We start from the raw sequence: 21,084 nt of genomic DNA, 5'->3' as shown, positions 1-21,084 counted from the left end.
AAAACAACTAAACCGCACCTATTTTTTTGCCGGACAAGGTGCGATTCATGAAGATCAGGGTTTTCGCATATGTATAAAGAGGTCATGTTTTGAAAAGGAGTGAACAGGTGGTTATCAATTGGCTTTCATTTATTCTGTTATCGTTTGCCGTTTTCCGGCTGGCCAGGCTTTTCGTATTTGACACCATTATGGCGCCGCTTCGGAGCCTTTTTCACGAGGAAAAAACAGAAACCGCACCCGACGGCACGACAGAAACCTACATTGTCATAAAAGGAAAAGGCATCAGGGCATTTATCGGTGAACTTCTCAGCTGCTATTGGTGTACGGGCGTATGGTGCGCCGCCTTTTTAATTGCGGCGCAGATTGTGATCCCCGAGGCCGCGCAATGGCTGATTTTGCTGTTAGCCATAGCCGGCGCGGCCGGGATCATTGAAGCTGCGGTTTCTCGTCTTCTGCAGGAATAAGGCGGTTCCACCAGCAACTTACCGTCACTTTCGGCATAAACTGGCATATATGACATAAGGAAAGGAAGGATCACCATGAATCAATCAAGCAAACCTTCCCAACACTCTCCATACAAATCAACTGTGCATCAGCCTTACGAAAAAAAAATTAAGAAAAAAGGCTGCGGCTGCGGCCAAAAGAAAAAACCGAAATAGCCGTTTTTAAAAAACCGGAGCTTCCGGTTTTTTTGTTTTTTGCCGAACGCCGGCCTCTGTCCGGCATAGATCATAGGAGGAGGGGATGTTATGAATATATTTGAATCATTCATAAACGGTAAATACCGCCGGCACAATCAAAATCAGCAGGAGCATGACAACTATATCTTATCTATTGAAAAACAGCTGTCTGAGTTTGATGAAGCGGGATCGCGCTTTGAGGAATGGATAGATGTGTTTGCCGCCGAAACAGAATCGAAACTGAAGAAAAATGAGCATTCTCAATAAAATGAATGAAATCCGCACCGGCCCTATGCATTTATCCAAGCCAAACAAGTCGGCTCACATAGAGTATAGAGAGTAAAGGAGGTGCTTAGATATGGGATTCGGATATGGCGGATTCGGCGGCGGCTACGGTTACGGCGGCTGCGGCGGATACGGAGGCGGCTATGTCGGAGGCGGCTACGGCTCAACATTTGTTCTTGTTGTCGTATTGTTCATCCTTCTGATCATTGTCGGTGCATCCTTTTTTGGCTAAACCTTAGCAAGACTTTGGATAAGCGCGGGACCGTTCAGTCCCGTGCTTCCCTGATGTATGAAGGAGTATAGAGACGGGGCACTCTGAATTTTTTCCTTGTCTTACGGGCACATGTTCCGCTCTTTATTCATACAATATCGTATTACTCCACAAAAGGAGGCACACCATGGATAATCAATTTTTCAAAAATATTGAGAAGAAAACAGGCGTCAGCATGAAGGATGTCATGAACCTTGCAGGATCATTGCAAAATGCCAATTTCAAAGATGAAAACACGGTGAGAGGCGTCATTCAGAAGGTGTCCCAGCTGGCTAACAAGCGTGTTCCGAAAGAATTGGAAGACAAAATCGTTCAATCGATTACAAGCGGTAAAGAGAAACTTGATTTTGGCACCATTTCTAAAATGTTGAACAATAAATAGGCGTCAGCCGGCCTTGCTAAAAAGGCCTTTTTATGTGAGAAAAACCCGGCAGATCACTGCCGGGTTCTTTATATCCTGAGTGCGCTCCGTCTGTCCGTCCGGAGAAGGGGCTCGAGAAATCTTGAGCTGCGCGCTGTTTTTCCCCGCCTGTACGCGGGACAAGATACATATAAATGCTGCATGGCCCTTGTCATTGCGACATACAGGAGCCGTCTTTCTTCTTCGAGCGGAGCGGGATCGCCCTGTCTCGCCGTCTCAAGCGCGAAGTCATGGGGGATCGAGCCGTCAGCCGCGCCTAAAATATAGACCGTATTGAATTCAAGACCTTTAGAGCGGTGAATGGTCAGCAGTTCGACGCCGTTTTCATCGGTTTTCTGATTCTCAGCGGCGCGCATATGATCGACATGCGCAAGAAAATCGGGAATGGTTTTGAATTTTTTGGCGGCCACTTTGACATCCCTGAGATCATCAGAGCCTTTTTCCAGTTTGTTTCCCTCATTGCCCCGTTTTTTTAAATACTCGGAAAAACCCATTTTGCTTTCTGCAAAGGTGATGGCTTCAACCGGCTTCATTGTCCGGATGCTTGCGAAAAACGGAACGATCTGCTTGATCTTCCCTATTTGAAAAGGCTTCAGGTCAGGCAGTTTCGTCAGTGCCTTAATCATCGTGCAATCTTCCGTGATTGACAGCGCCTTTAACGTTTGCAGGGCGGATTGCTTTAAAAATAAGGCGGGCAGCAGGTCTTTCACCGCATCCGTATCATCTTCATTCTGACTCGCATATAAGTAGGCGAGGATCTGGCGTACGATTCTGCGGCTGTAGAACGTCTGCACGCCACGGTCGGCATGATAAGGAATCGATGATTGGTGAAGTCTTTCATAAATGGCCCGTCCGGCGCTGTTTGTCCGGTAAAGCACGGCAAAATCGTCAGGACTCGCCCCGTTTTGAATTTTCTCTTTCATATCCGAAACGATCATGGTCGCCTCTTCTTCTTCATCGTAAGGATAAAATATCACGGGATTGTGAACGCCGTCTTTGACGGCAGAAAGTATTTTTTCATACCGTTTTTTATTTTTCTTTACGACGGCATGAGCGCTTGAGACGATCGGATGCGGCGAGCGGTAATTTGCCGTTAAGTAAATGGTCTTTGCTGCCGGATAATCCTTTTGAAAATCAAGAATGAAAGACGGGCTGCTGCCGCGGAACGCATAAATGGATTGGTCGTCATCACCCACGCAGCACAGGTTATTCTCCGGGCTTGCGATCATTTGCATAATGTTGTACTGGACAGGATTAATATCTTGAAACTCATCAATCAAAATATGAGAAAATCTGTTTTGGTACTGCGCGAGAATATCAGGCCGGCTTTGAAACAGTTCATAACAGCCTTGGGCCATGTCATCAAAATCAAATTGCCGTTTTTCCCGCTTCTGCCGTTCGTAACGTTCGTAGAGCCGGTACACTTTTTTCTCCCAGTCGTCCGCAAGCGGAATGGTCTCATGGGGGAGATACGTGTTTTTCCAGCAGCCGATAAGCTGTAGCGCCTGGTCGACGGGAAACTCTTTTTCATCCAAATTTTCTTCATAAAGCGCCTTTTTCACATATTGCTCTTTTTGCCACTCCATTTTTAAAAGCTGGCTGCCGTTCCATTTTGAAGAATCATAATGATAGAGTATTTTATAGAAAAAACTGTGGAATGTTCCGGTCACGAGACGGGAGACTTTTCCGGCTGCCAGCCCGTACTCATTCGCCATCCGCTCTTTCATTTCGGCGACGGCTTTTGTCGTAAAGGTCACAAGCAGCATATTCTCAGGTGAAATGCCGAGGTGTTCAATCATATGGGCGGCGCGGGCTGTCAGCACCCTTGTTTTTCCGCTTCCCGCTCCGGCAAGCACTAATAAAGGCCCGTCCGTTTCAGTAACTGCCTTCATCTGTTCGCGGTTCAGGCCGATGCCGGGGAACAAAGATGTATCAGCCGCCTCGGATGTTGGTGAAAACGGTTCGGCCGCAGGCACTTTTTTCGGGCTTTTCCATTCTGAGACGATCGGTTTCGGATTCTCTGAAATCGCTTTTCCTTTCGGCAGGCGGAACATGCCTGCCTCCTTATACTCTTCTTTTTCTTTCTCCGCTTGTGGTTCCTCGGCCGCACATGCTTTTTCACAGGCGGTGAAGTCTCCCTTTTGCCGATGATAAAATGCCGGCTGCTCTAAAATCGAAAGCCGCATCAAGACGGGCTGGTCACAATGTGCGCAAAAAATATTTCCTTTCTGAGCTTCTTCAAAAAGGAATTGGTAATGTTCTCTAGAATATGTATGTAAATGTATCGTTCGGTTATTCAGTCGGGCGCATTTCAAAAAGGGGTCCTCCCATTAAAAGGTGTTCATCCATTTGATAGACAAAGAATATCATAACAAAAGAACCGCGTTTCAAAAAGTAAGATTAAGGGAAATAAAAAGCGAAGGGGAGGGGTACATATGATTTATGCAGGACGGATTCAAAACCAGCAGTATTCTCAATACGCAAACCGGGCAGCGGGTTATAAGCCTGATTACGCCGGTATTACGAAAGCGGCCGCCCTCGCCAATGACAGGGTGTACAGAGAGGTGGAGCGCCGCCAGGAAAACACCGCAGCCGCAGCAAAGAAAGTGCATGAAGAAAAACGTAAGCGCTCTCTTTCCCGTCTGCCGCAAATTATGGGAAAAGGCCGGTTGATAAATCAATACGTGTGAAAAAGCCCGGAAATCTCCGGGTTTTTTTGAGCCGTATAGATGAAAGATGCGGAAAGGAATGATTCAATTTGAGAAAGCTTTCATTATTAATTGCGGGGTTATTTCTATTCGGCCTCTTTACTGCCGGAATGAAACCGGCACACGCGGCGGAGAGCTCCGCAGCAAAAGATGTCACTCTTACACAGCTGGCGCCGCATGTCTGGATGCATACAAGCATCGGTACGGCAGACGGAAGTCCCGTCCCTGCGAACGGATTGCTTCTTGAAACTTCCAAAGGAATCGTACTGATTGATACTCCGTGGAATGACAGTCTCACAGAGCAATTAATGACAGAAATAAAACAGCGGTTTCCCGGCAAAAGGATGACCGATGCCATTGTGACACACGCCCATGACGATCGCATCGGCGGGCTGAACACACTGTACAAATACGGTGTAAAGGTGCACAGCACGAAGCTGACCGCCGACTTCGCCCGGCAGCAGGGATATCACCGGCCGCTCGGAGATTTGAAAAACGTGACAAAGCTGCAGTTTGGCGATATGAAAATTGAAACGTTTTATCCGGGAAAAGGGCATACGGAAGACAATATTACCGTCTGGCTGCCTGAGGATAAGCTCTTATTCGGCGGTTGTTTAATCAAGGCTTTAGAAACAAAGGAAATCGTGCCAACTCCGGGCTTTTATCCGGATCAGTGGCCGCGCGCCGTCCGCAAAGTCATGAAAAGATATCAGGACATCAGCATTGTCGTTCCGGGCCATGGCAGTCCGGGGGATGACCGTCTGCTGCCGCATACGATAAGCCTTCTGAAAGAAACGTAAAAAAGAAAACCGGCGCTCCCATTACGGAGTGCCGGCTTTTTTTATCTCTTCCTGATTTTCATAAAACTGAGGAAAGCAAGTGCAAGCGCCAAAACGGTATATCCCGCTATCGGCCAAATATGCTGATGAAAGGAAGAATAATCTCCGGATATGACTTCCTGGGCCAGCTCGATCGAGTGAACAAACGGTAAGGCATAAGCGATATGTTTGAATGTGTCACCGAGCAGGCTCACCTCCATCCAAGCTCCGCCCAGAAATTGCACGAGTGTAATATAAATCGTTCCGATACCTGAAATTTGTTTGTCCGTAAACACAGCCCCTAAACATAAACCGAAGAAAACGGACATCATCGCAATCGGCAGCAAGACAGCGATACCTGCGAGAAGATTCATCCACTCGGCGGATAAACCGGCAGCAGCAGCTGCGATAAAACAAATGATGATTTGTAAAATGGCTAACGGCAGCATCGGCATTGCGTAACCGATAACATAATCGGCTGTTTTTAAAGGGGAAGCAAACAAACGGGTCAAAAGGGCGGTCTGTTTGTCTTTTGCGATCAGCAATGCAGAGAACATCGTAAGGAAAGCGAAACCGAAAACAATGAGTCCGGGTGCTAAGTGCTGAATTTTAAAGGTATCAAGTGGCGCATTTTTTTCAATTGCCGTAAACAGAAACAATAGAATAACAGGCAGTGCGATTCCAAGGATAATAGACAGGGGGTCACGAAAAATCTCTTTGCGGTTGCGAATGGCGAAATCAAGCATAAAGACCCGCCTCTCCGTCACAAATCGCTAAAAAGGCATCTTCAAATGTGGCTGAATGAGTTTGTTTTTTCAGATCCTCCGCCGTGCCCAGTGCTTTTAGAGTCCCATTTTCTAAAATGCAAATACGGTCTGCCAGGGCTTCAGCCTCTTCTAAATAGTGTGTTGTTAAAATAATCGTCATGTCTCCCTTTAATGTCTCAAGATTTTTCCACAACTCGCGGCGTGAACGGACGTCCAGCCCTAATGTCGGCTCATCTAAGAAATAAATATCCGGTTTTGTAATCATGCCCATTGCGATGCTGAGGCGGCGCTGCATTCCTCCTGATAAGGTTTTGGTTTTTGCTCTTTCTTTCTCTTTTAATTGAAACAATTCGAGCATCTCATCTGTTCTTTTTTTTGCTTCTTTTTTCGGAATTCCGTAGACTCCGGCTATAAACTCTAAGTTTTCCCGTACGGTTAGATGAGGAGCGATGGCTGTTTCCTGCGGGGACATGTTCAATTTCGGTTTTATTTTATCCAAATCAGTCAAAATACTGTGTTCAAGCACTGATGCATCACCCTCATCCGGAGAGAGGAGTCCGCAAAGCATACTGATTAATGTCGTTTTTCCGGCTCCGTTCTCACCGAGTAAAGCGAAAAATTCCCCTTTCTCAACTGAGAACTCAAGACGGTCAACGGCGGCGGTTTCTTTATAATGTTTCGTTAATTGCTTCAGCTCAATCGCGTGCATTTACTCGTTCTCGCTATCTGCGTCGATTTGCTTAGCGTTTAAAATATCTTTTGCAAACTCGAAAAAGAGTTCTTGTTTAACAAGTGCGATACCTTGCTGGTCATCCCCAAGCATAAGCAGTGAATCCCCCGGATTTATATCGAAAACATCTCTTGCTTCTTTAGGAATGACAATCTGTCCTTTTGTGCCCACTTTAACAGTCCCGAATATGTGTTTTCCTTTTGGTGCCGTCATGTTTATCCCTCCGAAATATGAATTATATTTTTTGTATGAATTGTAATACTTCGTATACTAAACATACATTAACCTTCCATAAAATGCAATAAATTTCATGAAATAGTATGATTTTCATAAAAAAAGCACTCCTGCCATATCAACAGGAGTGCTTTTGATTTTATTGTTTGTATTCCTTTATCATTTCCAGATGGGGGATGCCCGCATCGAGAAATTCTTCGCCGGAAGTGACGCGGTATCCTTGTTTTTCGTAAAACGGAACCGCCTGCGTCTGCGCATGTAAGATAAAGCTGCCGGCGCCCTTGGCTGCCGCCGCTTTTTCAAGCGCCTGCATTATGATGGCTCCGACGCCTAAAGAACGATGGCTTTTCATTACGCAGATGCGCTCTAATTTTCCATGCCCGTCTTTCAAGCGCCATCTGCCGGCTCCGACCGGCTGGCCGCCGTCATATATGACTATATGCTCTGACGTGTCTTCGAATTGATCAATTTCCTCTTCTTCCGGAACATGCTGTTCTTTCACAAAGACCTCTTTTCTGACGAAAAAAGCGTCGTTCAGCTGTTTTTCAGTTTTTGCGATGATGGATTCCAAGCAGTTATTCTCCTCCGCCTAATAAAAATGTTTCGTACACAGTCCATGAGCCGTTATCCAGCTGATAGAGCAGGTGAAAACGGTCGATGACTTCTTCGTGGGAAATGTCCTGCATTTTCAGCTGTCCGAGTACGTCGGAATGTTCATCTGACGACAGCTTCTGGCCGACCGTGACATGCGGAACGAAGCTGTATTCCGGCTCGCCGGATAATGCTCCTGAGTAGCATTTCTCACTCAGAGATTTTAATTCCTCCGTCGGCTCTGCTTTCATATATATCACATTATTCACAGGAGAAAACGAGCTGTATTTTGTGATTTTCAGAACGAGCGGATGCGACTCTTTCGCCGTCTGTCTCAGCTGTGATACGACCTGCTCGATTTCCTGTTCTGTCGCTTCAAACGGATCTCTTACCGTCAGATGCGGCGGAATGAGCGCGTAGCTCGGGTCGTAGCGTTTCCGGTACGAATTTGCGAGATCCTGTAATTTTTTTGATGGAAATAAAACAATACCGTATTTCATGAAAGTTCCCTCCTTAAATGAATGGTTACAGCATTTTTTTCAGCGCCGGCGTGATGAGCGGCTGCCAGTATGTCCATTTATGATCCCCGTCAAAGGTTTCATACGTGTATTCAGACTGTTTGCTTTCCAGCAGCTGTTTGAGCTCTTCGTTCGGCGCGGTGAAATCAAGCACCTGGCCGTCCGTCGTGTGGACGGCGGTTTCTTTTTCTCCGATTTGATGATAAACGGAAATCTGTTTGAGATCCTCCGACTGCCGGACGGCATCCAGCACGTGCCCGTCAACATACGGAGACTGCATGATGACGTTTCCAAACATATTCGGATAGTCAATCGCCGTCATGAGCGAAACGGTTCCGCCGAGGGAATCCCCGATCATGGTGCGGCCGTATCCGACTTGATAAGTCGGGTATTCTTTGTCGATAAATGGAACGAGCTCATTGGCGATAAACCGCTTATATGAGGCGAACTTAGAGCCTTCTGGATGGTATGTGTTTCTTCGCTCCCGCACATTTTTATAAGGGACGCCGATAATGATGCAGCGGTCAATTTCCCCTTTTGACATAAGCTCTTCCGCCTGACGCCCGATTCTCCCTAATCTGAAATAATCATGGCCGTCCTGAGCGATGACCGTATGATATTTATACAGGGGGGAGAAGGTGGCGGGCAGGTAGACCAAAACGGTCATTTCCTCTTCAAGCTCATGGGAGAAAAGTGTTTTCTCATGAATGATTCCGTTTTTTGATGCCACTTCGCATTCCTCCAGGCCGCTTCTTGTCTTGATGGTTTTTTCCTATTGTACCATGAATTATTAGAAATTTCTTTCTTCAGATGCACTTCTTGCGAGAGTTCAGATAAATAAAAAGTTGTTGAAATCCATTTTATAGTGCGTTAATATAGAACAATCAGAAAATACAAAACAATATTCTTATCACGAGAGGTGGAGGGACTGGCCCTTTGAAACCTCAGCAACCGGTTTGCTTTGCCGCGGGAAGGCAAAGTGCCAAGGTGCTAAATCCAGCAAGCGATTCACATGCTTGGAAGATAAGAGGAAGAGAAAAGCTCCTTCTTCTTATGAAGAGGGGGCTTTTTTATTTTTGAAAAAGGATGGTGCTTACTGATGACGCAGCATGTTGAAACAAAATTAGCCCAAATTGGAAATAGAAGCGAAGAAGCAACGGGAACGGTCAGTCCGCCGATTTATCTGTCCACCGCTTACCGCCATAGAGGAATAGGAGAATCTACAGGTTTTGATTACGTGCGCACGAAAAACCCGACACGCCAGCTCGTCGAAGACGCCATCGCCGTGTTGGAAAACGGTGCGAGAGGATTTGCTTTCAGCTCGGGAATGGCAGCCATTCAAACCATTATGGCTTTATTTAAAAGCGGGGATGAATTGATTGTATCCTCCGATTTATACGGAGGCACGTACCGTTTGTTTGAAAACGAATGGAGAAAATACGGCTTAAGCTTTATTTATGATGATTTCAGCGATGAAGACTGTTTACGCTCCAAAATAACGGAAAACACGAAAGCGGTATTTGTTGAAACGCCGACAAACCCGTTAATGCAGGAGGCGGACATTGAAAAAATCGCCCGGATTACGAAAGAAGCCGGCCTGCTTTTAATTGTGGATAATACGTTTTATACTCCGGTGCTCCAGCGCCCGCTTGAACTGGGAGCGGACATCGTCATTCACAGCGCCACAAAATATTTAGCGGGGCACAATGACCTCCTTGCCGGTCTGGCTGTCGTTAAGGATGAAGAGCTCGGCGACATCATGTTTAATCACCAAAATGCGATCGGCGCCGTTCTCCCGCCGTTTGATTCGTGGCTTTTAATGAGAGGGATGAAAACACTCGGACTCAGAATGCGCCGTCATGAAGAAAACGCCCGTGAACTTGCAGAATTTTTAGAACAGGAAGAGGAAATCGCCGACGTGTTATATCCCGGAAAAGGCGGGATGCTGTCTTTCCGGCTGCAAAAAGAGGAATGGGTCAATCCGTTTTTAAAGGCGCTGAAAACGATCTGTTTCGCAGAAAGTCTCGGCGGGGTGGAAAGCTTTATTACATACCCCGCGACACAGACGCACATGGACATTCCGGAAGATATCCGTATCGCAAACGGCGTCTGCAACCGCCTGCTGCGTTTTTCAGTGGGCATTGAACATGCAGAAGATTTGAAGCGGGATGTAAAGCAGGCATTACAGCAAGTAAAAGAGGGGGCCGTGTCATATGAGTAATCACAATTGGACGCTGGAAACCCAGCTCGTGCACAATCCATTTAAAACAGACGGAGCCACCGGAGCCGTCAGCGTGCCGATCCAGCATGCTTCCACATTCCATCAGTCTTCATTTGAAGAATTCGGGACATATGATTACAGCCGCTCAGGCACACCGACAAGAACAGCGCTTGAAGAAACGATTGCAGGTCTTGAAGGCGGAACGAGAGGTTTTGCTTTCAGCTCCGGTATGGCGGCGATTTCGACGGCATTTCTGCTCTTATCCCAAGGCGACCATGTTCTCGTCACGGAGGATGTGTACGGCGGAACATTCCGCATGGTGACTGAGGTTCTGTCCCGTTTCGGAATCGAACATACCTTTGTCGATATGACGGACACAGAAGCGGTCGCCCGCGCCATCCGTCCGAACACGAAAGCCATTTATATGGAAACACCGTCAAACCCGACGCTCGGCATCACGGATATTAAGGGCGTCGTCAAACTGGCAAAGGATCACGGCTGTCTGACATACCTTGACAATACATTCATGACGCCTGCTCTGCAGCGTCCGCTTGATCTCGGTGTAGATATCGTGCTTCACAGTGCGACGAAATTTTTAAGCGGCCACAGTGACGTGCTGTCAGGCCTTGCTGCCGTAAAAGATGAAGAGCTCGGCAATCAGCTGTATAAGCTGCAAAACTCGTTTGGAGCGGTGCTCGGCGTTCAGGATTGCTGGCTCGTATTGAGAGGCTTAAAAACATTGCAGGTCAGACTGGAAAAAGCGAGCCGGACGGCTGAGCGGCTGGCTGCCTATTTTAACGGGCATCCCGCCGTCAAAAACGTTTACTATCCCGGCCTTGCCGGACACCCGGGAGCCGATACCCATAAACGTCAAGCGAGCGGAGCGGGCGCCGTCCTGTCCTTTGAATTGGAAAGCAAAGAAGCCGTCAAAAAGCTGGTCGAAAACGTATCGCTTCCGGTATTTGCCGTCAGCCTCGGCGCCGTTGAATCCATTCTCTCATACCCTGCAGCCATGTCGCATGCCGCCATGCCGAAAGCAGAGAGGGAGAAACGCGGCATCACAGACGGCCTTCTGCGCCTGAGCGTCGGAGTCGAAAACGCCGAAGATTTAGAACGGGACTTCGAACAGGCATTGAAAAAAATAACCCCCGCCCAAGTGAGATCATAAACGAAAAGGGCGCCGTCAATTTTGCGACGCGCCCTTTTTTTATTTTAGATAAAAAAAGTGTTGACGAATGAGAAATCAGGATATATAATTATAAATGTCAGAGAGACAACAACATACCCAGCAACACATACATATCATGATTCCGTAGCTCAGCTGGGAGAGCGCTACCTTGACAGGGTAGAGGTCGCTGGTTCGAGCCCAGTCGGAATCATAGCCAAAACCCTTGCGCAGCAAGGGTTTTTTACTTTCTTTTAATATAGCCGGTTTATCAAATTCGTAAGTTGTTCGCAAACTGTTGGCGAACTTGATTTTTTGGCTCGAAATTTATTGGCCGTATTTCTTTTTAGGATCAAAATAGTTGAAAAGTTCAGCTGGTGATGCCGTCAAGTAGATCCAAACCGCACTGTGTGGTATTGCATTTCTATCCGGATAAAAAAGCCAAAAAATCGGTATCAATATAAAAAGGCCCTCTCATAAAATGGGGGCCTTCAGTGTTTCTTTTAAATAGCTTCTTTTAGTTGTTCTATTACACTTTTCAACCATTCTATAGGTGGTAAGCCAATTGTCGGGAAATATATTTCTGCATTACACTTTATAATGTCTTCCTTTTCTTCTTTAGTTAGATCGCTATTTAGAAACTCTTCGCAATACTTTACTGTAAATACCAAACCTTCTTTACTAATTTCCTCAATAAATTCGTCTAAGGCGTGTTCAGGGGATTGGATATCTTGATGAAATGTTGCACCTAAAAAATTTTCTAATTCATCTAAGAAATCATACCTTTCATCCATGATACTTCCTCTCTTTCTATTTGGTTGGATATCCTGTAAGGATAAAGTTACCGTTATTATCTTTTTTGAGTATAATTTTTGCGTTTGTAACGTTTTCTACTAGTTCTGAATTTCTTGATACACTTCTGCCTATTATTTCTCCATCGCCCTTGTATCTTAACATTAATTTAGGTTTTTTAGGATCATCAATCCAATTTTCGATTTTCTTTATATTTTTTGGATCGTTTAAAACTGAATTAGCAATTCTTTCAGCGGTAGCCCTATCTTTAAAAGTAGATGAAGCTGTAATATGTGGGTTAGGATCAGTTTTCAGTCTTTCTATTAATTCTTTATCTGTTTTCCCAACATGCCTTTCTATAAGGTGTCCGCCTTTTGCCTCGTGGGCAGCTAATCCGCCGCCCGGTGCGAGAGGACTGCTGTCTCCTTGTTTAACACTATGTATGCCGTTATTGTCAGAAGTCACAGATTTACTGAGAACACTTTCTTTCTGATCTTCAATAATACTTTTCAATAAAGGCGTATTCTTCACATTGTGAGTATTTTCAATATCCTGGCCTATTCCGGCAAGTGCAGGTTCATACTTATTTTTAGAAACGGAATTGATATAATTTTTTCCTTTTTCAATCCCGGTTTTTACATGTTTTGCAGCCGCTTTTTCACCGGCTTCCAAGACGTTATCCACTTTGGCGGCACCTGTTTTAGCGAGCTTGCTTGATACTTTTACAGCTGAGCCGGAACCTTTGAGCCCGACAATGCTTATTTATTGATTTTGTCATCATTCATCGAGGGGCGAATTGGGGACGGAACTGCTTTTTTGGGCCGATTTTGAAGTACATTCGCTGTATACTTCAAGGGAGGTGAACATCGCCTTTAAGGCGGCGGTCTTTGCCGAAACCTGTTCATTACAGAGAAATACAGAAATTCCGTATCACTGAACGGCTAAAGTGATAACGATCAGCAGCTGGTTAATCCTGCTGTTTTTTTGTATTTGAAAAACGGAATATTTAGTTTTGTATGAAAAATACAGCGAAATTCTGGAAATCATTCATAGAACAGGAAATGACGCATGCAGCCGCTAATGAAATCAGTTATATGACCGGTAGCAGCGAATCGACTAGATATCATTTTGCCGTCGATGATAAAGAAGTGATACAGGGGGCCCTCCATCCTAAGGCAAGAAATCATCCTTCCCCTTGCTTTCCGGTTTTTTAAAGTCAAAAGCCCATTGAGCGTAAAACAGATTCGAACGGCGCTGTCGACCCTTTATTAAAGCGGAAGAACTTTGGGGTTGATGGAGCATATGGAGCGAAGACAGCGAATGCAGTAATTGATTTCAATTGGTGAATGGATTAAAAGCTGATGGAATTTATGCGCTTGAACCAAAGCAAAACTTGAAGTGTTGTTAAAATAAGCGGAGACTCTTTCCTTTTTTACAGACTCTCTCCCACACTGAACAAGAAGGGGTTGTGTTAAAGCAAAATCTAAGAAATTAAATCCAAAAAGATTGCAATGACAAGCTTCTAAAGAGATGAAAAATATCGGGATATCAACTAAGGCGCAAAATGCAATAAAACAGGAGCTTGAAAAAAGAAAAGAAAGAGAAAAAATAAAGGAACAAGAATATTTAATCAGAAAACAAAAAGCAAAAGAAAAGCATAGGGGCAAATAGTTGGAGAACCCGCTGAAGCACTTCGATTGAAAAGTTGAGCGGCATCAGTTTTTTGCTTCGGACTGATTTAGAGAAAAAGAAGTATAAGTCAGAGCCCTTCTCAAGATGAGGAGGGTTTTTTTGCAATTTATTTAAATTCACTTACATCAGTAAATGCGGCTGAACGATTCAGTACGATTCAGCTCATGTATGGTTTGAAGCCAGACGGAATTTGCGGACCAAAAACGAAAGCGAAATTTAATTAATAAAAGAAGCCCTTCTTAAAAGAGGGCTCTTTTTCTAACTATGTTGTTTAAGATGCTTTTTAATTTGTTCAGTGACTTGCTTAAGCCATTCTAATGGAGTTATATCATCTTCAGGAAAGTATATACCATCCGCTGCTTCCTCTATAAATTCATTCTTGTCTTCTTCTGAATGATCACTATTTACAAACTCAGTTAGTGCTATTAAATCTCTTTCTTTTAGTTTTTGTGATGCTTCATTTAAATATTCATCAAGTGCATTTTCCGGAGACTCTATATCTTGGTGAAAATGTCCACCGAGAAATCTAAATACAGGATCAGAAACTTTAATTTCAATCATTATATATCACCTCGTTGGGTAGCCTGTTAGTATAAAGCTACCATCTTTATTTTTCTTTAATACTATTCTAGCATAAGTCATATCTTTAACTTCATTTGAACCTTTACGAACTCCTCTACCTATAACTTCGGTTCCTCTATAAGGTAACGGTAATGGATCGTTAACATCACTTTTTAACCACTCTTCAATTTCCTTTTTATGTTTAGTTAATGTTTCATTAGCGACTCTTTCTGCAGTTGGCCTATCAGTGAAACTAGAAGAGGCACGTATCTTCTTGTTTATCTGTAGCCTCTGTAATAACTCTTCATCAGTCTTACCAACATGCCTTTCTATAAGGTGTCCGCCTTTTGCTTCGTGAGCAGCTAAACCCCCGCCCGGTGCGAGAGGACTGCTGTCTCCTTGTTTAACACTATGTATGCCGTTATTGTCAGAAGTCACAGATTTACTGAGAACACTTTCTTTCTGATCTTCAATAATACTTTTCAATAAAGGCGTATTCTTCACATTGTGAGTATTTTCAATATCCTGGCCTATTCCGGCAAGTGCAGGTTCATACTTATTTTTAGAAACGGAATTGATATAATTTTTTCCTTTTTCAATCCTGGTTTTTACATGTTTTGCAGCCGCTTTTTCCCCGGCTTCCAAGACGTTATCCACTTTGGCGGCACCTGTTTTGGCGAGCTTGCTTGATACTTTTACAGCTGAGCCGGAACCTTTTAGTCCGACGATGCTCCCGATGGCGTAAGTGATGTAATGGGATCTTGAATACGCATCCCCGTTAACCATTTTATCATTCCATGAATCCGCCAGGTTTGTCCATATGATTTTTGCGTAGGAGGGCGTGTTCAATACAGCAGATATGGTTTTAGCGACTTTTTGTTCATCAGAGAGATGGTAAAAATCCCATGCGCCGACAGCGAGATCTTTGACGCCTATTATGGTGTCTTTTCCCACATCATAAAGGCCGACGCCTATTCCTTTGACGATATCCCAAGCTGTTTCTCCGACTTCTTCGAGCTGTTTTGCTTGTTCGAGCTGCATCACATATTGCACCTGAGCGGGTTCAAGGTTTTCATAGCCGATCTTCTTCGCGATTTCCAAATACTCATCCGGATCGGTTACACCATCAGCCAGCTTTTTCTTCAGATCCTTGATTTCACGCTCTTTCGCCTCTTCCTTTTTAATCGTCAAATAAGCATCCGAATGTCTTGCGATGTCGCCTTTTTTCTTATGGATATCGCTTTCTCGGTATGCTTTGGCATTGTAGTGAAGCGGCGTGGCGCCTTTTCCTTTGCCTGTGGCGTTTTGGAGCTGCTGAAAGTCGGCTTGGATGAACTGTTCGTTTGCTTCGGTTTCTGCGTATTCTTTCGTTAGATCGTGATCAAGTTTGCCGAGCTTATGTATTGTTTCGTTTCTTTTTTTGTCAGCTGAAGAGAGCTTCTGATCCGTGTTTTCGGTTGAAAACAGATCAAGCGAGATGATGTCATCGATCTCTCCGAGGATGGAGCGCATGTCCTTTTTCTGCTCTTCCATAATCGCCTTTGATTTACTGAGGGCGTGGGTGAGCTCGTGTTCCAGAAATGATTCTTCTACATGTGAATTGGAAAGTCCGGCATCTTCGACCTTGCCGGGAAGGCTTGTGAGAAATGCGATTTTCATATCGATCAGATCAAGCCAACTGTCTATGACGCCGGCGTGGTCCTTGAAAAAAGCTTTAATGTTGTCTGCGCCCCGGCCGGAGAAATCATTGTCACCAAGATCAGCCATGCCTTGAAAGGCTTTTTTCAGGTTGACCATCTGACCGCGCAGTTTTTTGTATTCACCCGCGCGCTGTTTGGCAGCGGCCAGGAGGGTGTTTGCTTCAAAAACTTTCATGACCATATCCTTTCATGCGAAATACTTCAACAAGATATTACCATGGAAGAATGAAGGAAAAGCCAAATAAGTATTTTGAAAGTGCAAAATGATTAATTTGTTCTGGGTAAATTTACTTATTTTAAGATCGGGAATTGGAGTAGAGTTAGCTTTGGGTTGAATCGGTTGTTAGAACATCATGTGACGCACCTCCTTTGAAAAGCATACACACATATTAGAGGGCTGAAATTCACCCGAATGAATTAGGATACGACGGTCAAACCGCTTTTCGCATGGAACTAACATGGGCAACTGGTCAACAGCTTTAAAAACTTCATCATAACAGGGAAATGCGGCGGGCATTGGGAATATAAAGGAATATAGGCTTACAGCTATGAAAAATGTATGAAAATCCGTCAGACGGCGAAGGAAAGGCAATCTCCATGTGTTGTGACAGTTCGAATGCGGGTGTATGGAACTTCCCATTCATCCGAGTTATGTCAGAGGGACGAAAAGACTTTTTTTGAGGAGGAAGCGGAATGATTGAATTTACACGGCCATTGCCTATGAAGAAAACATGCACGATGCACCCGGGAAAGGAATCTGTCAGATCGGTTTCGTTTACTGATTTTAACGGCAATTCTGTAACAGTAACCCTTTGTCAAATGTGTCTGGCTGAATTAAAAATGAAAGCCGCGACTGAATACAGGAGCATGACAGAGGAGCGGGCCAAACTGAATCGTTTCAAGATTGGTGATCATGTGTATTTAGAGCATTTGGGAGTCGTCAGCGAGATAAAAAACATGGAAGGCGTTCAAGTGGCAAACAGGACAGACACAGACGGAGTCCGAAAGGCTACCCCTAAGGAAATCGCAGAATACAAAAAACAGGGGAAGCAATGACGGTGAAAAAACGATTCAGTCAATTATTTATCAATTGTGTTACTTATGAGAGCGGCGGCCGTTGCGCCGCCTGCCTCCGCCGCATGGTCCAGCTGGCAAAATGAATTCGGGTGGAGCGGCGGGGCGGCTCCGGCAAGAAATCAAACGCTGTATCACATGGGTTCTTCTCGAAATATCTGCCGGAAATTAAAATTTCAGCTGCTTTCCTAACTGTCACGGAAAACATCTCACAGGAAATATATTGACTTTCATCCTGTTTGTAATGTTAATTAGAAGATGTATACAAAAACATTATAATGAGGAGGCCTGAGTGTGAAAAATAAAGCGAGAATACAAGTTGGACTATGCATTGGACTTTTATGTTTAAGCTTTACCGGTTTCAGCCCTTTATTCGGCTCTACGCACGCTGAAGCAAAATCCATAGAAGACACAAAAATGACAAGCTGTACAACGAACAAAAAATTTGTTCAGCTTGAGAAAAAATTTGATGTCAGGCTTGGGGTTTATGCGATTGATACAGGTTCAAACAAGACAATCGCCTATCGGCCGAATGAACGGTTTGCTTACGCATCAACCTATAAAGTTTTGGCTGCAGCTGCTGTTCTGAAGAAAAGCTCAAATGAAAAACTTAATGCCATCATCCGCTACAGTAAAGACGATTTAGTTACATATTCTCCAATCACAGAAAAACACCTGGATACAGGCATGAGCCTGAAAGAAATCTCCGAAGCCGCTGTCCGTTACAGCGATAATACTGCCGGGAACCTATTGCTGCAGCAGCTTGGCGGCCCTAAAGGTTTCGAAAAATCACTGAAACAGATCGGGGATCATGTAACGAAAGCGGATCGATTCGAGACGGATCTAAACTCTGCGATTCCCGGGGATCGTCGTGACACAAGCACAGCAAAGGCACTGGCAACTGATCTTAAAGCGTTCACTTTAGGTAACACTCTCACGACTGACAAGCGCACGATCTTAACGGATTGGATGCGGGGCAACGCTACCGGCGACGAACTGATTCGGGCAGGCGCTCCTGCAGGATGGGAAGTCGGCGATAAATCCGGAGCCGGAAGTTACGGGACGCGAAACGACATTGCGATTGTGTGGCCGCCTGACAGAGCTCCAATCGTTTTGGCAATCCTGTCAAACCGATTTACGGAAGATGCCGATTATCATAATGCTCTTATCGCTGAGGCTGCAAAAGTCGCTCTTAATGATCTTAAATAAACATTGCCGTTCATTTTTTATGGACGGTTTTTTATATGTTGAGAATGCGGTATGCCGGTTTCGATGTTATAATGTAAAGCCATAAAATGATGGGAAGAGGGGGAGTTTCGATGCATTACATAACGGCATGCTTAAAAATCATCAGTGATAAAGACCTTAATGAAATAATGAAGGAATTCAAAAAACTTGAGGAAGAAACGAACAAAGAAGAAGGCTGTATTCAGTTCCATGCTCATCCGCTTGAACCATCAGAACGCAAAATTATGCTTTGGGAGATTTGGGAAAACGAAGAAGCTGTTAAAGTCCATTTTACGAAAAAACACACAAAAGACGTTCAAAAACAAGAATTAACGGAAGTAGAATGGTTAATGAAAAGCAATGTGAGTGAGTAAAAGGCTTTGTCTGTTGTTGGCCGACTCTGCCGGTAACAATCATCAGTTTCATTCATTAAAACCCTTGCTGCGCAAGGGTTTTTTACTTTGAAAAGTTCTTTATATCGCAGTCTTTTTATGGGTAAGGAACAGACTTGGAATGAAGATGGCCGCAAGGATGATGACGGATACTAAGAATCCGGCATGGTAGCCTTTTAAACTGTTCGGAATCGTTGGCTGCAATCCTTGTATGACAGTTGCGGTAACGGTTGCGATCACAGCTGACCCAAAGCTGGAACCGAGGTTTTCAATCATATGAATACCGACACCTGCTTCCGGAAGCCGTTTGCTGTCAAGACCTGTATAAGCTTCACTCATTAATGGGAGCATAATTCCTCCAAAACTGGTGCCGCGGATAAATAATACGACGGAAATCCAAATCATACTTGTGTTATCGGTGATAAAAATAAGCGGGATAGATCCGATCAGCGAAAGAACAAGACTGACCGTAACCACGTATTTCGCACCGATCTTATCAATCATTTTTCCGATCAGCGGACGAGTCACGAGCATTCCGACTCCTTGAGGGATTAAAGCGAGTGCTGCTCCGACTGCCGTGAACTGACGAATGTTTTGAAAAAACAGCGGAAGGATTAACATCGGCCCCATGATGGCAATATTCGCTAAGAACAACCCAATTGAAGAAGCTAAGAAGCTCTTGTTTGCAAACAAATTCATAGGCAGCACGGTTTGGTTTTTCTTGATCAGATTATATACAAGATAAATGACTGCTGAAACAAGACCGATGCCCGCCCATAAAATGGTGTCGCTATTGTTAAATGATGCATGATCCGCCGCTTTCGTAATACCGTACATCAATGCCGCGCTCATTAATGACAAATTGATAATCCCGAAAATATCGAGTTTACGATCTTTGTTGAATGGTTCAAAGTCTGGAATGGTTTTCATCATAAGCGGTGCGGCAATCAAAGTGATGAACACGTTGATGTAAAAAATCCAATGCCATGAAGCGCCTTGGACGATGAAGCCTCCGATGACAGGTCCTAAGATCGGGCCGAAGATCATAGGGGTGCTGACAATTGCCATCACTTTTCCCAGGTTTTCCGGACCTGCCGTTTTAACCAAGAGTGATGACATAAGCGGAGTGATAATGCCGGCGCTGAATCCTTGAAGCAAACGGAAGAAGATGAAGCTGGAAACGTCACGGCTCATTCCCGCAAAAACAGAAATGACACCAAAGGCGATGACTGAGCCGATGAAGATTTTCTTACCGTTATATTTATTCATAAGCCAGCCGGATACGGGTACTGCAATCGCAAGTGCTAACATATAGCCTGTAACGGACCACTGAATGGTATCCAATGTTGTGTTGAAGTCTTTGGTCAGTTTGGCGATGGCGATGTTTACCATCGTAGAGTCAAGCATTGGAGCAATTGCTCCCAGTGCAATAGCCCAGGCGGCTGTGAGAACTTCTTTTGGCAGCCGAAGTTCCTTTCTTTTATGTGTTGACATATTATTCTCCTCTCAAAATTGCTGTATTTGTTTCCTTGTCAACAAAATAATAGAGTGATTTTGTTTCTTTGTCAACAATAAGAGGGATATAAAAAGGCAGCCCGTTTTCATGGAGCGGGGCTGCCTATGGTTTTATTCATATTTATTCCGATTTCATGTCTGCACCAAGTTTCTTTATTTCTGAATCCAAATGCCTGCTGTATGTTTCCACGAAGCTCAGCATTGTGTCAAATTGTTCATCGGTTACTTGTTCAAACACGATTTTGTCCCGTTCTTGAAACTCTTTATGCAATTCCTCGTGAATTTTATAAATGACTTTTCCTTGCTCGGTAAGCCTGAAATAGATTTCTTTCTTGTTAAGCGGCTTCTGATAGCTTTCGATAAGGCCTTTATTGATAAGCTTCTTCGTTAATTTACTTATAGCGCCTCTTGTCATATAAAGGGACTCCGCAAGTTTTGTCACATTGGCGTCTTCAATTTTTTCGATGAATTCGATGCAATGCACTTCAGAAGGTTTATGCCCCTTAAGGCTTTCTTCCATCTTCAGCCTATTCAGCCACACCATCTTGTTAAAAAAGTCCCTGAAATCCGTGAGGAGCTGTTCTTTTTTGTCCATGGCCCGTCCTCCTGCTCGGTGGTGCTTACACAATATTATAAAATGTTTGTTTCTTTTTCAACAATCGTAAAGTTATTATTTAGGAACTGAGAGATAGTGCGCAGAAATAAGAAGGAGGGGGAACAGA

The 21,084-nt window shown here is 44.4% G+C and carries 23 protein-coding genes, 1 tRNA gene, 3 pseudogenes and 1 riboswitch; of the genes and pseudogenes, 14 read left to right on the top strand and 13 right to left on the bottom strand.

The features are described 5' to 3' along the window. The first annotated feature begins 107 nt into the window (after nucleotides 1-107). The 4 genes from OWN49_RS03410 to OWN49_RS03395 all read left to right on the top strand — a co-directional run bounded on the left by OWN49_RS03410 (nucleotide 108) and on the right by OWN49_RS03395 (nucleotide 1,618). On the top strand, nucleotides 108-464 hold the full coding sequence (locus OWN49_RS03410) for a DUF1360 domain-containing protein (RefSeq protein WP_015388440.1): 357 nt from the start codon (nucleotides 108-110) through the stop codon (nucleotides 462-464). 285 nt (nucleotides 465-749) lie between these two features. Further along, entirely contained in the window at nucleotides 750-947 is a 198-nt protein-coding gene (locus tag OWN49_RS03405) for a hypothetical protein (protein WP_176283259.1), read from the top strand. A 91-nt stretch (nucleotides 948-1,038) separates the two neighbouring features. Then, on the top strand, nucleotides 1,039-1,197 hold the full coding sequence (locus OWN49_RS03400) for a YjcZ family sporulation protein (RefSeq protein ID WP_070081640.1): 159 nt from the start codon (nucleotides 1,039-1,041) through the stop codon (nucleotides 1,195-1,197). A 166-nt stretch (nucleotides 1,198-1,363) separates the two neighbouring features. Next, nucleotides 1,364-1,618 (top strand): stage VI sporulation protein F, encoded by a 255-nt coding sequence (locus tag OWN49_RS03395; RefSeq protein ID WP_003154986.1) that lies wholly within the window; start codon nucleotides 1,364-1,366, stop codon nucleotides 1,616-1,618. A gap of 68 nt (nucleotides 1,619-1,686) precedes the next feature. Here OWN49_RS03395 and OWN49_RS03390 read toward each other — a convergent pair whose 3' ends face one another. After that, nucleotides 1,687-3,972: an ATP-dependent helicase gene (locus OWN49_RS03390; RefSeq protein ID WP_176283260.1), complete on the bottom strand. Its 2,286-nt coding sequence runs from the start codon at nucleotides 3,970-3,972 to the stop codon at nucleotides 1,687-1,689. A 120-nt stretch (nucleotides 3,973-4,092) separates the two neighbouring features. Here OWN49_RS03390 and OWN49_RS03385 point away from each other — a divergent pair, with 120 nt between their 5' ends. After that, the gene (locus tag OWN49_RS03385) at nucleotides 4,093-4,347 is read left to right on the top strand and encodes a hypothetical protein (protein ID WP_070081642.1); all 255 of its coding nucleotides are present in this window, start codon (nucleotides 4,093-4,095) and stop codon (nucleotides 4,345-4,347) included. Nucleotides 4,348-4,415: 68 nt separating this feature from the next. Next, the gene (gene bla / locus OWN49_RS03380; RefSeq protein ID WP_094247070.1) at nucleotides 4,416-5,165 is read left to right on the top strand and encodes a subclass B1 metallo-beta-lactamase; all 750 of its coding nucleotides are present in this window, start codon (nucleotides 4,416-4,418) and stop codon (nucleotides 5,163-5,165) included. 41 nt (nucleotides 5,166-5,206) lie between these two features. Here bla (OWN49_RS03380) and OWN49_RS03375 read toward each other — a convergent pair whose 3' ends face one another. From OWN49_RS03375 to OWN49_RS03350, 6 genes are all read right to left on the bottom strand, one after another. Next, nucleotides 5,207-5,929, bottom strand: coding sequence for an ABC transporter permease (locus OWN49_RS03375; RefSeq protein WP_077722070.1), 723 nt, complete (start codon nucleotides 5,927-5,929; stop codon nucleotides 5,207-5,209). Beyond that, nucleotides 5,922-6,659 (bottom strand): ABC transporter ATP-binding protein, encoded by a 738-nt coding sequence (locus tag OWN49_RS03370; RefSeq protein WP_176283261.1) that lies wholly within the window; start codon nucleotides 6,657-6,659, stop codon nucleotides 5,922-5,924. The genes OWN49_RS03375 and OWN49_RS03370 overlap by 8 nt, the downstream gene beginning before the upstream one ends. Beyond that, nucleotides 6,660-6,893, bottom strand: a complete 234-nt coding sequence (locus OWN49_RS03365; protein WP_070081644.1) for an AbrB/MazE/SpoVT family DNA-binding domain-containing protein — start codon at nucleotides 6,891-6,893, stop codon at nucleotides 6,660-6,662. Between the two features lie 160 nt (nucleotides 6,894-7,053). After that, entirely contained in the window at nucleotides 7,054-7,485 is a 432-nt protein-coding gene (locus tag OWN49_RS03360; RefSeq protein WP_070081645.1) for a GNAT family N-acetyltransferase, read from the bottom strand. 4 nt (nucleotides 7,486-7,489) lie between these two features. Next, complete coding sequence (locus OWN49_RS03355; protein ID WP_003154969.1) at nucleotides 7,490-8,005, bottom strand: YjcG family protein; 516 nt, start codon at nucleotides 8,003-8,005, stop codon at nucleotides 7,490-7,492. A 25-nt stretch (nucleotides 8,006-8,030) separates the two neighbouring features. Then, entirely contained in the window at nucleotides 8,031-8,753 is a 723-nt protein-coding gene (locus OWN49_RS03350) for an esterase family protein (protein WP_060675072.1), read from the bottom strand. Between the two features lie 174 nt (nucleotides 8,754-8,927). After that, nucleotides 8,928-9,053, top strand: a riboswitch (SAM riboswitch). A 69-nt stretch (nucleotides 9,054-9,122) separates the two neighbouring features. Between OWN49_RS03350 and OWN49_RS03345 the strand changes: the two genes are divergently transcribed. The 3 genes from OWN49_RS03345 (at nucleotide 9,123) to OWN49_RS03335 (ending at nucleotide 11,623) form a co-directional block, all read left to right on the top strand. Further along, the gene (locus OWN49_RS03345; RefSeq protein ID WP_052585709.1) at nucleotides 9,123-10,244 is read left to right on the top strand and encodes a methionine biosynthesis PLP-dependent protein; all 1,122 of its coding nucleotides are present in this window, start codon (nucleotides 9,123-9,125) and stop codon (nucleotides 10,242-10,244) included. Next, nucleotides 10,237-11,412 (top strand): cystathionine beta-lyase, encoded by a 1,176-nt coding sequence (gene metC, locus OWN49_RS03340; RefSeq protein WP_082997850.1) that lies wholly within the window; start codon nucleotides 10,237-10,239, stop codon nucleotides 11,410-11,412. The genes OWN49_RS03345 and metC overlap by 8 nt, the downstream gene beginning before the upstream one ends. Nucleotides 11,413-11,550: 138 nt before the next feature. Next, nucleotides 11,551-11,623, top strand: a tRNA-Val gene (locus tag OWN49_RS03335). Nucleotides 11,624-11,912: 289 nt separating this feature from the next. Here OWN49_RS03335 and OWN49_RS03330 read toward each other — a convergent pair. Together OWN49_RS03330 and OWN49_RS03325 are read right to left on the bottom strand one after the other, a co-directional pair. After that, the gene (locus OWN49_RS03330) at nucleotides 11,913-12,203 is read right to left on the bottom strand and encodes a contact-dependent growth inhibition system immunity protein (RefSeq protein ID WP_176283262.1); all 291 of its coding nucleotides are present in this window, start codon (nucleotides 12,201-12,203) and stop codon (nucleotides 11,913-11,915) included. Nucleotides 12,204-12,219: 16 nt separating this feature from the next. After that, nucleotides 12,220-12,960 (bottom strand): annotated as a pseudogene (locus tag OWN49_RS03325) (RNase A-like domain-containing protein); the annotation flags it as partial. A gap of 286 nt (nucleotides 12,961-13,246) precedes the next feature. Between OWN49_RS03325 and OWN49_RS03320 the strand changes: the two are divergent. Together OWN49_RS03320 and OWN49_RS03315 are read left to right on the top strand one after the other, a co-directional pair. Then, nucleotides 13,247-13,361, top strand: a pseudogene (locus OWN49_RS03320) (N-acetylmuramoyl-L-alanine amidase); the annotation flags it as partial. 272 nt (nucleotides 13,362-13,633) lie between these two features. Next, a pseudogene (locus OWN49_RS03315) lies at nucleotides 13,634-13,872 on the top strand (DUF2992 family protein); the annotation flags it as partial. A gap of 279 nt (nucleotides 13,873-14,151) precedes the next feature. Here the strand turns inward: OWN49_RS03315 and OWN49_RS03310 are convergent. Continuing rightward, entirely contained in the window at nucleotides 14,152-14,454 is a 303-nt protein-coding gene (locus tag OWN49_RS03310; protein ID WP_060657717.1) for a contact-dependent growth inhibition system immunity protein, read from the bottom strand. A gap of 6 nt (nucleotides 14,455-14,460) precedes the next feature. Then, nucleotides 14,461-16,329, bottom strand: coding sequence for a ribonuclease YeeF family protein (locus OWN49_RS03305; RefSeq protein ID WP_176283263.1), 1,869 nt, complete (start codon nucleotides 16,327-16,329; stop codon nucleotides 14,461-14,463). 518 nt (nucleotides 16,330-16,847) lie between these two features. Here OWN49_RS03305 and OWN49_RS03300 point away from each other — a divergent pair. From OWN49_RS03300 to OWN49_RS03290, 3 genes are all read left to right on the top strand, one after another. Beyond that, the gene (locus OWN49_RS03300) at nucleotides 16,848-17,210 is read left to right on the top strand and encodes a hypothetical protein (protein WP_176283264.1); all 363 of its coding nucleotides are present in this window, start codon (nucleotides 16,848-16,850) and stop codon (nucleotides 17,208-17,210) included. 306 nt (nucleotides 17,211-17,516) lie between these two features. Next, nucleotides 17,517-18,437 carry a class A beta-lactamase gene (bla, locus tag OWN49_RS03295; RefSeq protein WP_176283274.1) on the top strand — a complete coding sequence of 307 codons (921 nt, stop codon included), beginning with the start codon at nucleotides 17,517-17,519 and terminating at the stop codon, nucleotides 18,435-18,437. Nucleotides 18,438-18,547: 110 nt separating this feature from the next. Further along, nucleotides 18,548-18,829 (top strand): putative quinol monooxygenase, encoded by a 282-nt coding sequence (locus tag OWN49_RS03290; RefSeq protein ID WP_077722075.1) that lies wholly within the window; start codon nucleotides 18,548-18,550, stop codon nucleotides 18,827-18,829. A gap of 99 nt (nucleotides 18,830-18,928) precedes the next feature. On the opposite strand, the gene OWN49_RS03285 is transcribed toward OWN49_RS03290, so the two are convergent. After that, nucleotides 18,929-20,341, bottom strand: a complete 1,413-nt coding sequence (locus OWN49_RS03285; RefSeq protein ID WP_176283265.1) for an MDR family MFS transporter — start codon at nucleotides 20,339-20,341, stop codon at nucleotides 18,929-18,931. A 142-nt stretch (nucleotides 20,342-20,483) separates the two neighbouring features. After that, nucleotides 20,484-20,957: a MarR family transcriptional regulator gene (locus OWN49_RS03280; protein WP_003154948.1), complete on the bottom strand. Its 474-nt coding sequence runs from the start codon at nucleotides 20,955-20,957 to the stop codon at nucleotides 20,484-20,486. Nucleotides 20,958-21,084: the final 127 nt, after the last annotated feature.

Origin of the sequence: Bacillus sp. NEAU-242-2 (genome assembly GCF_027853835.1) — a bacterium.
In the GTDB taxonomy this organism is placed as follows: domain Bacteria; phylum Bacillota; class Bacilli; order Bacillales; family Bacillaceae; genus Bacillus; species Bacillus velezensis.
The sequence above is the reverse complement of the archived record's forward strand: the minus strand, read 5'-3'. Positions and strand labels throughout refer to the sequence as shown.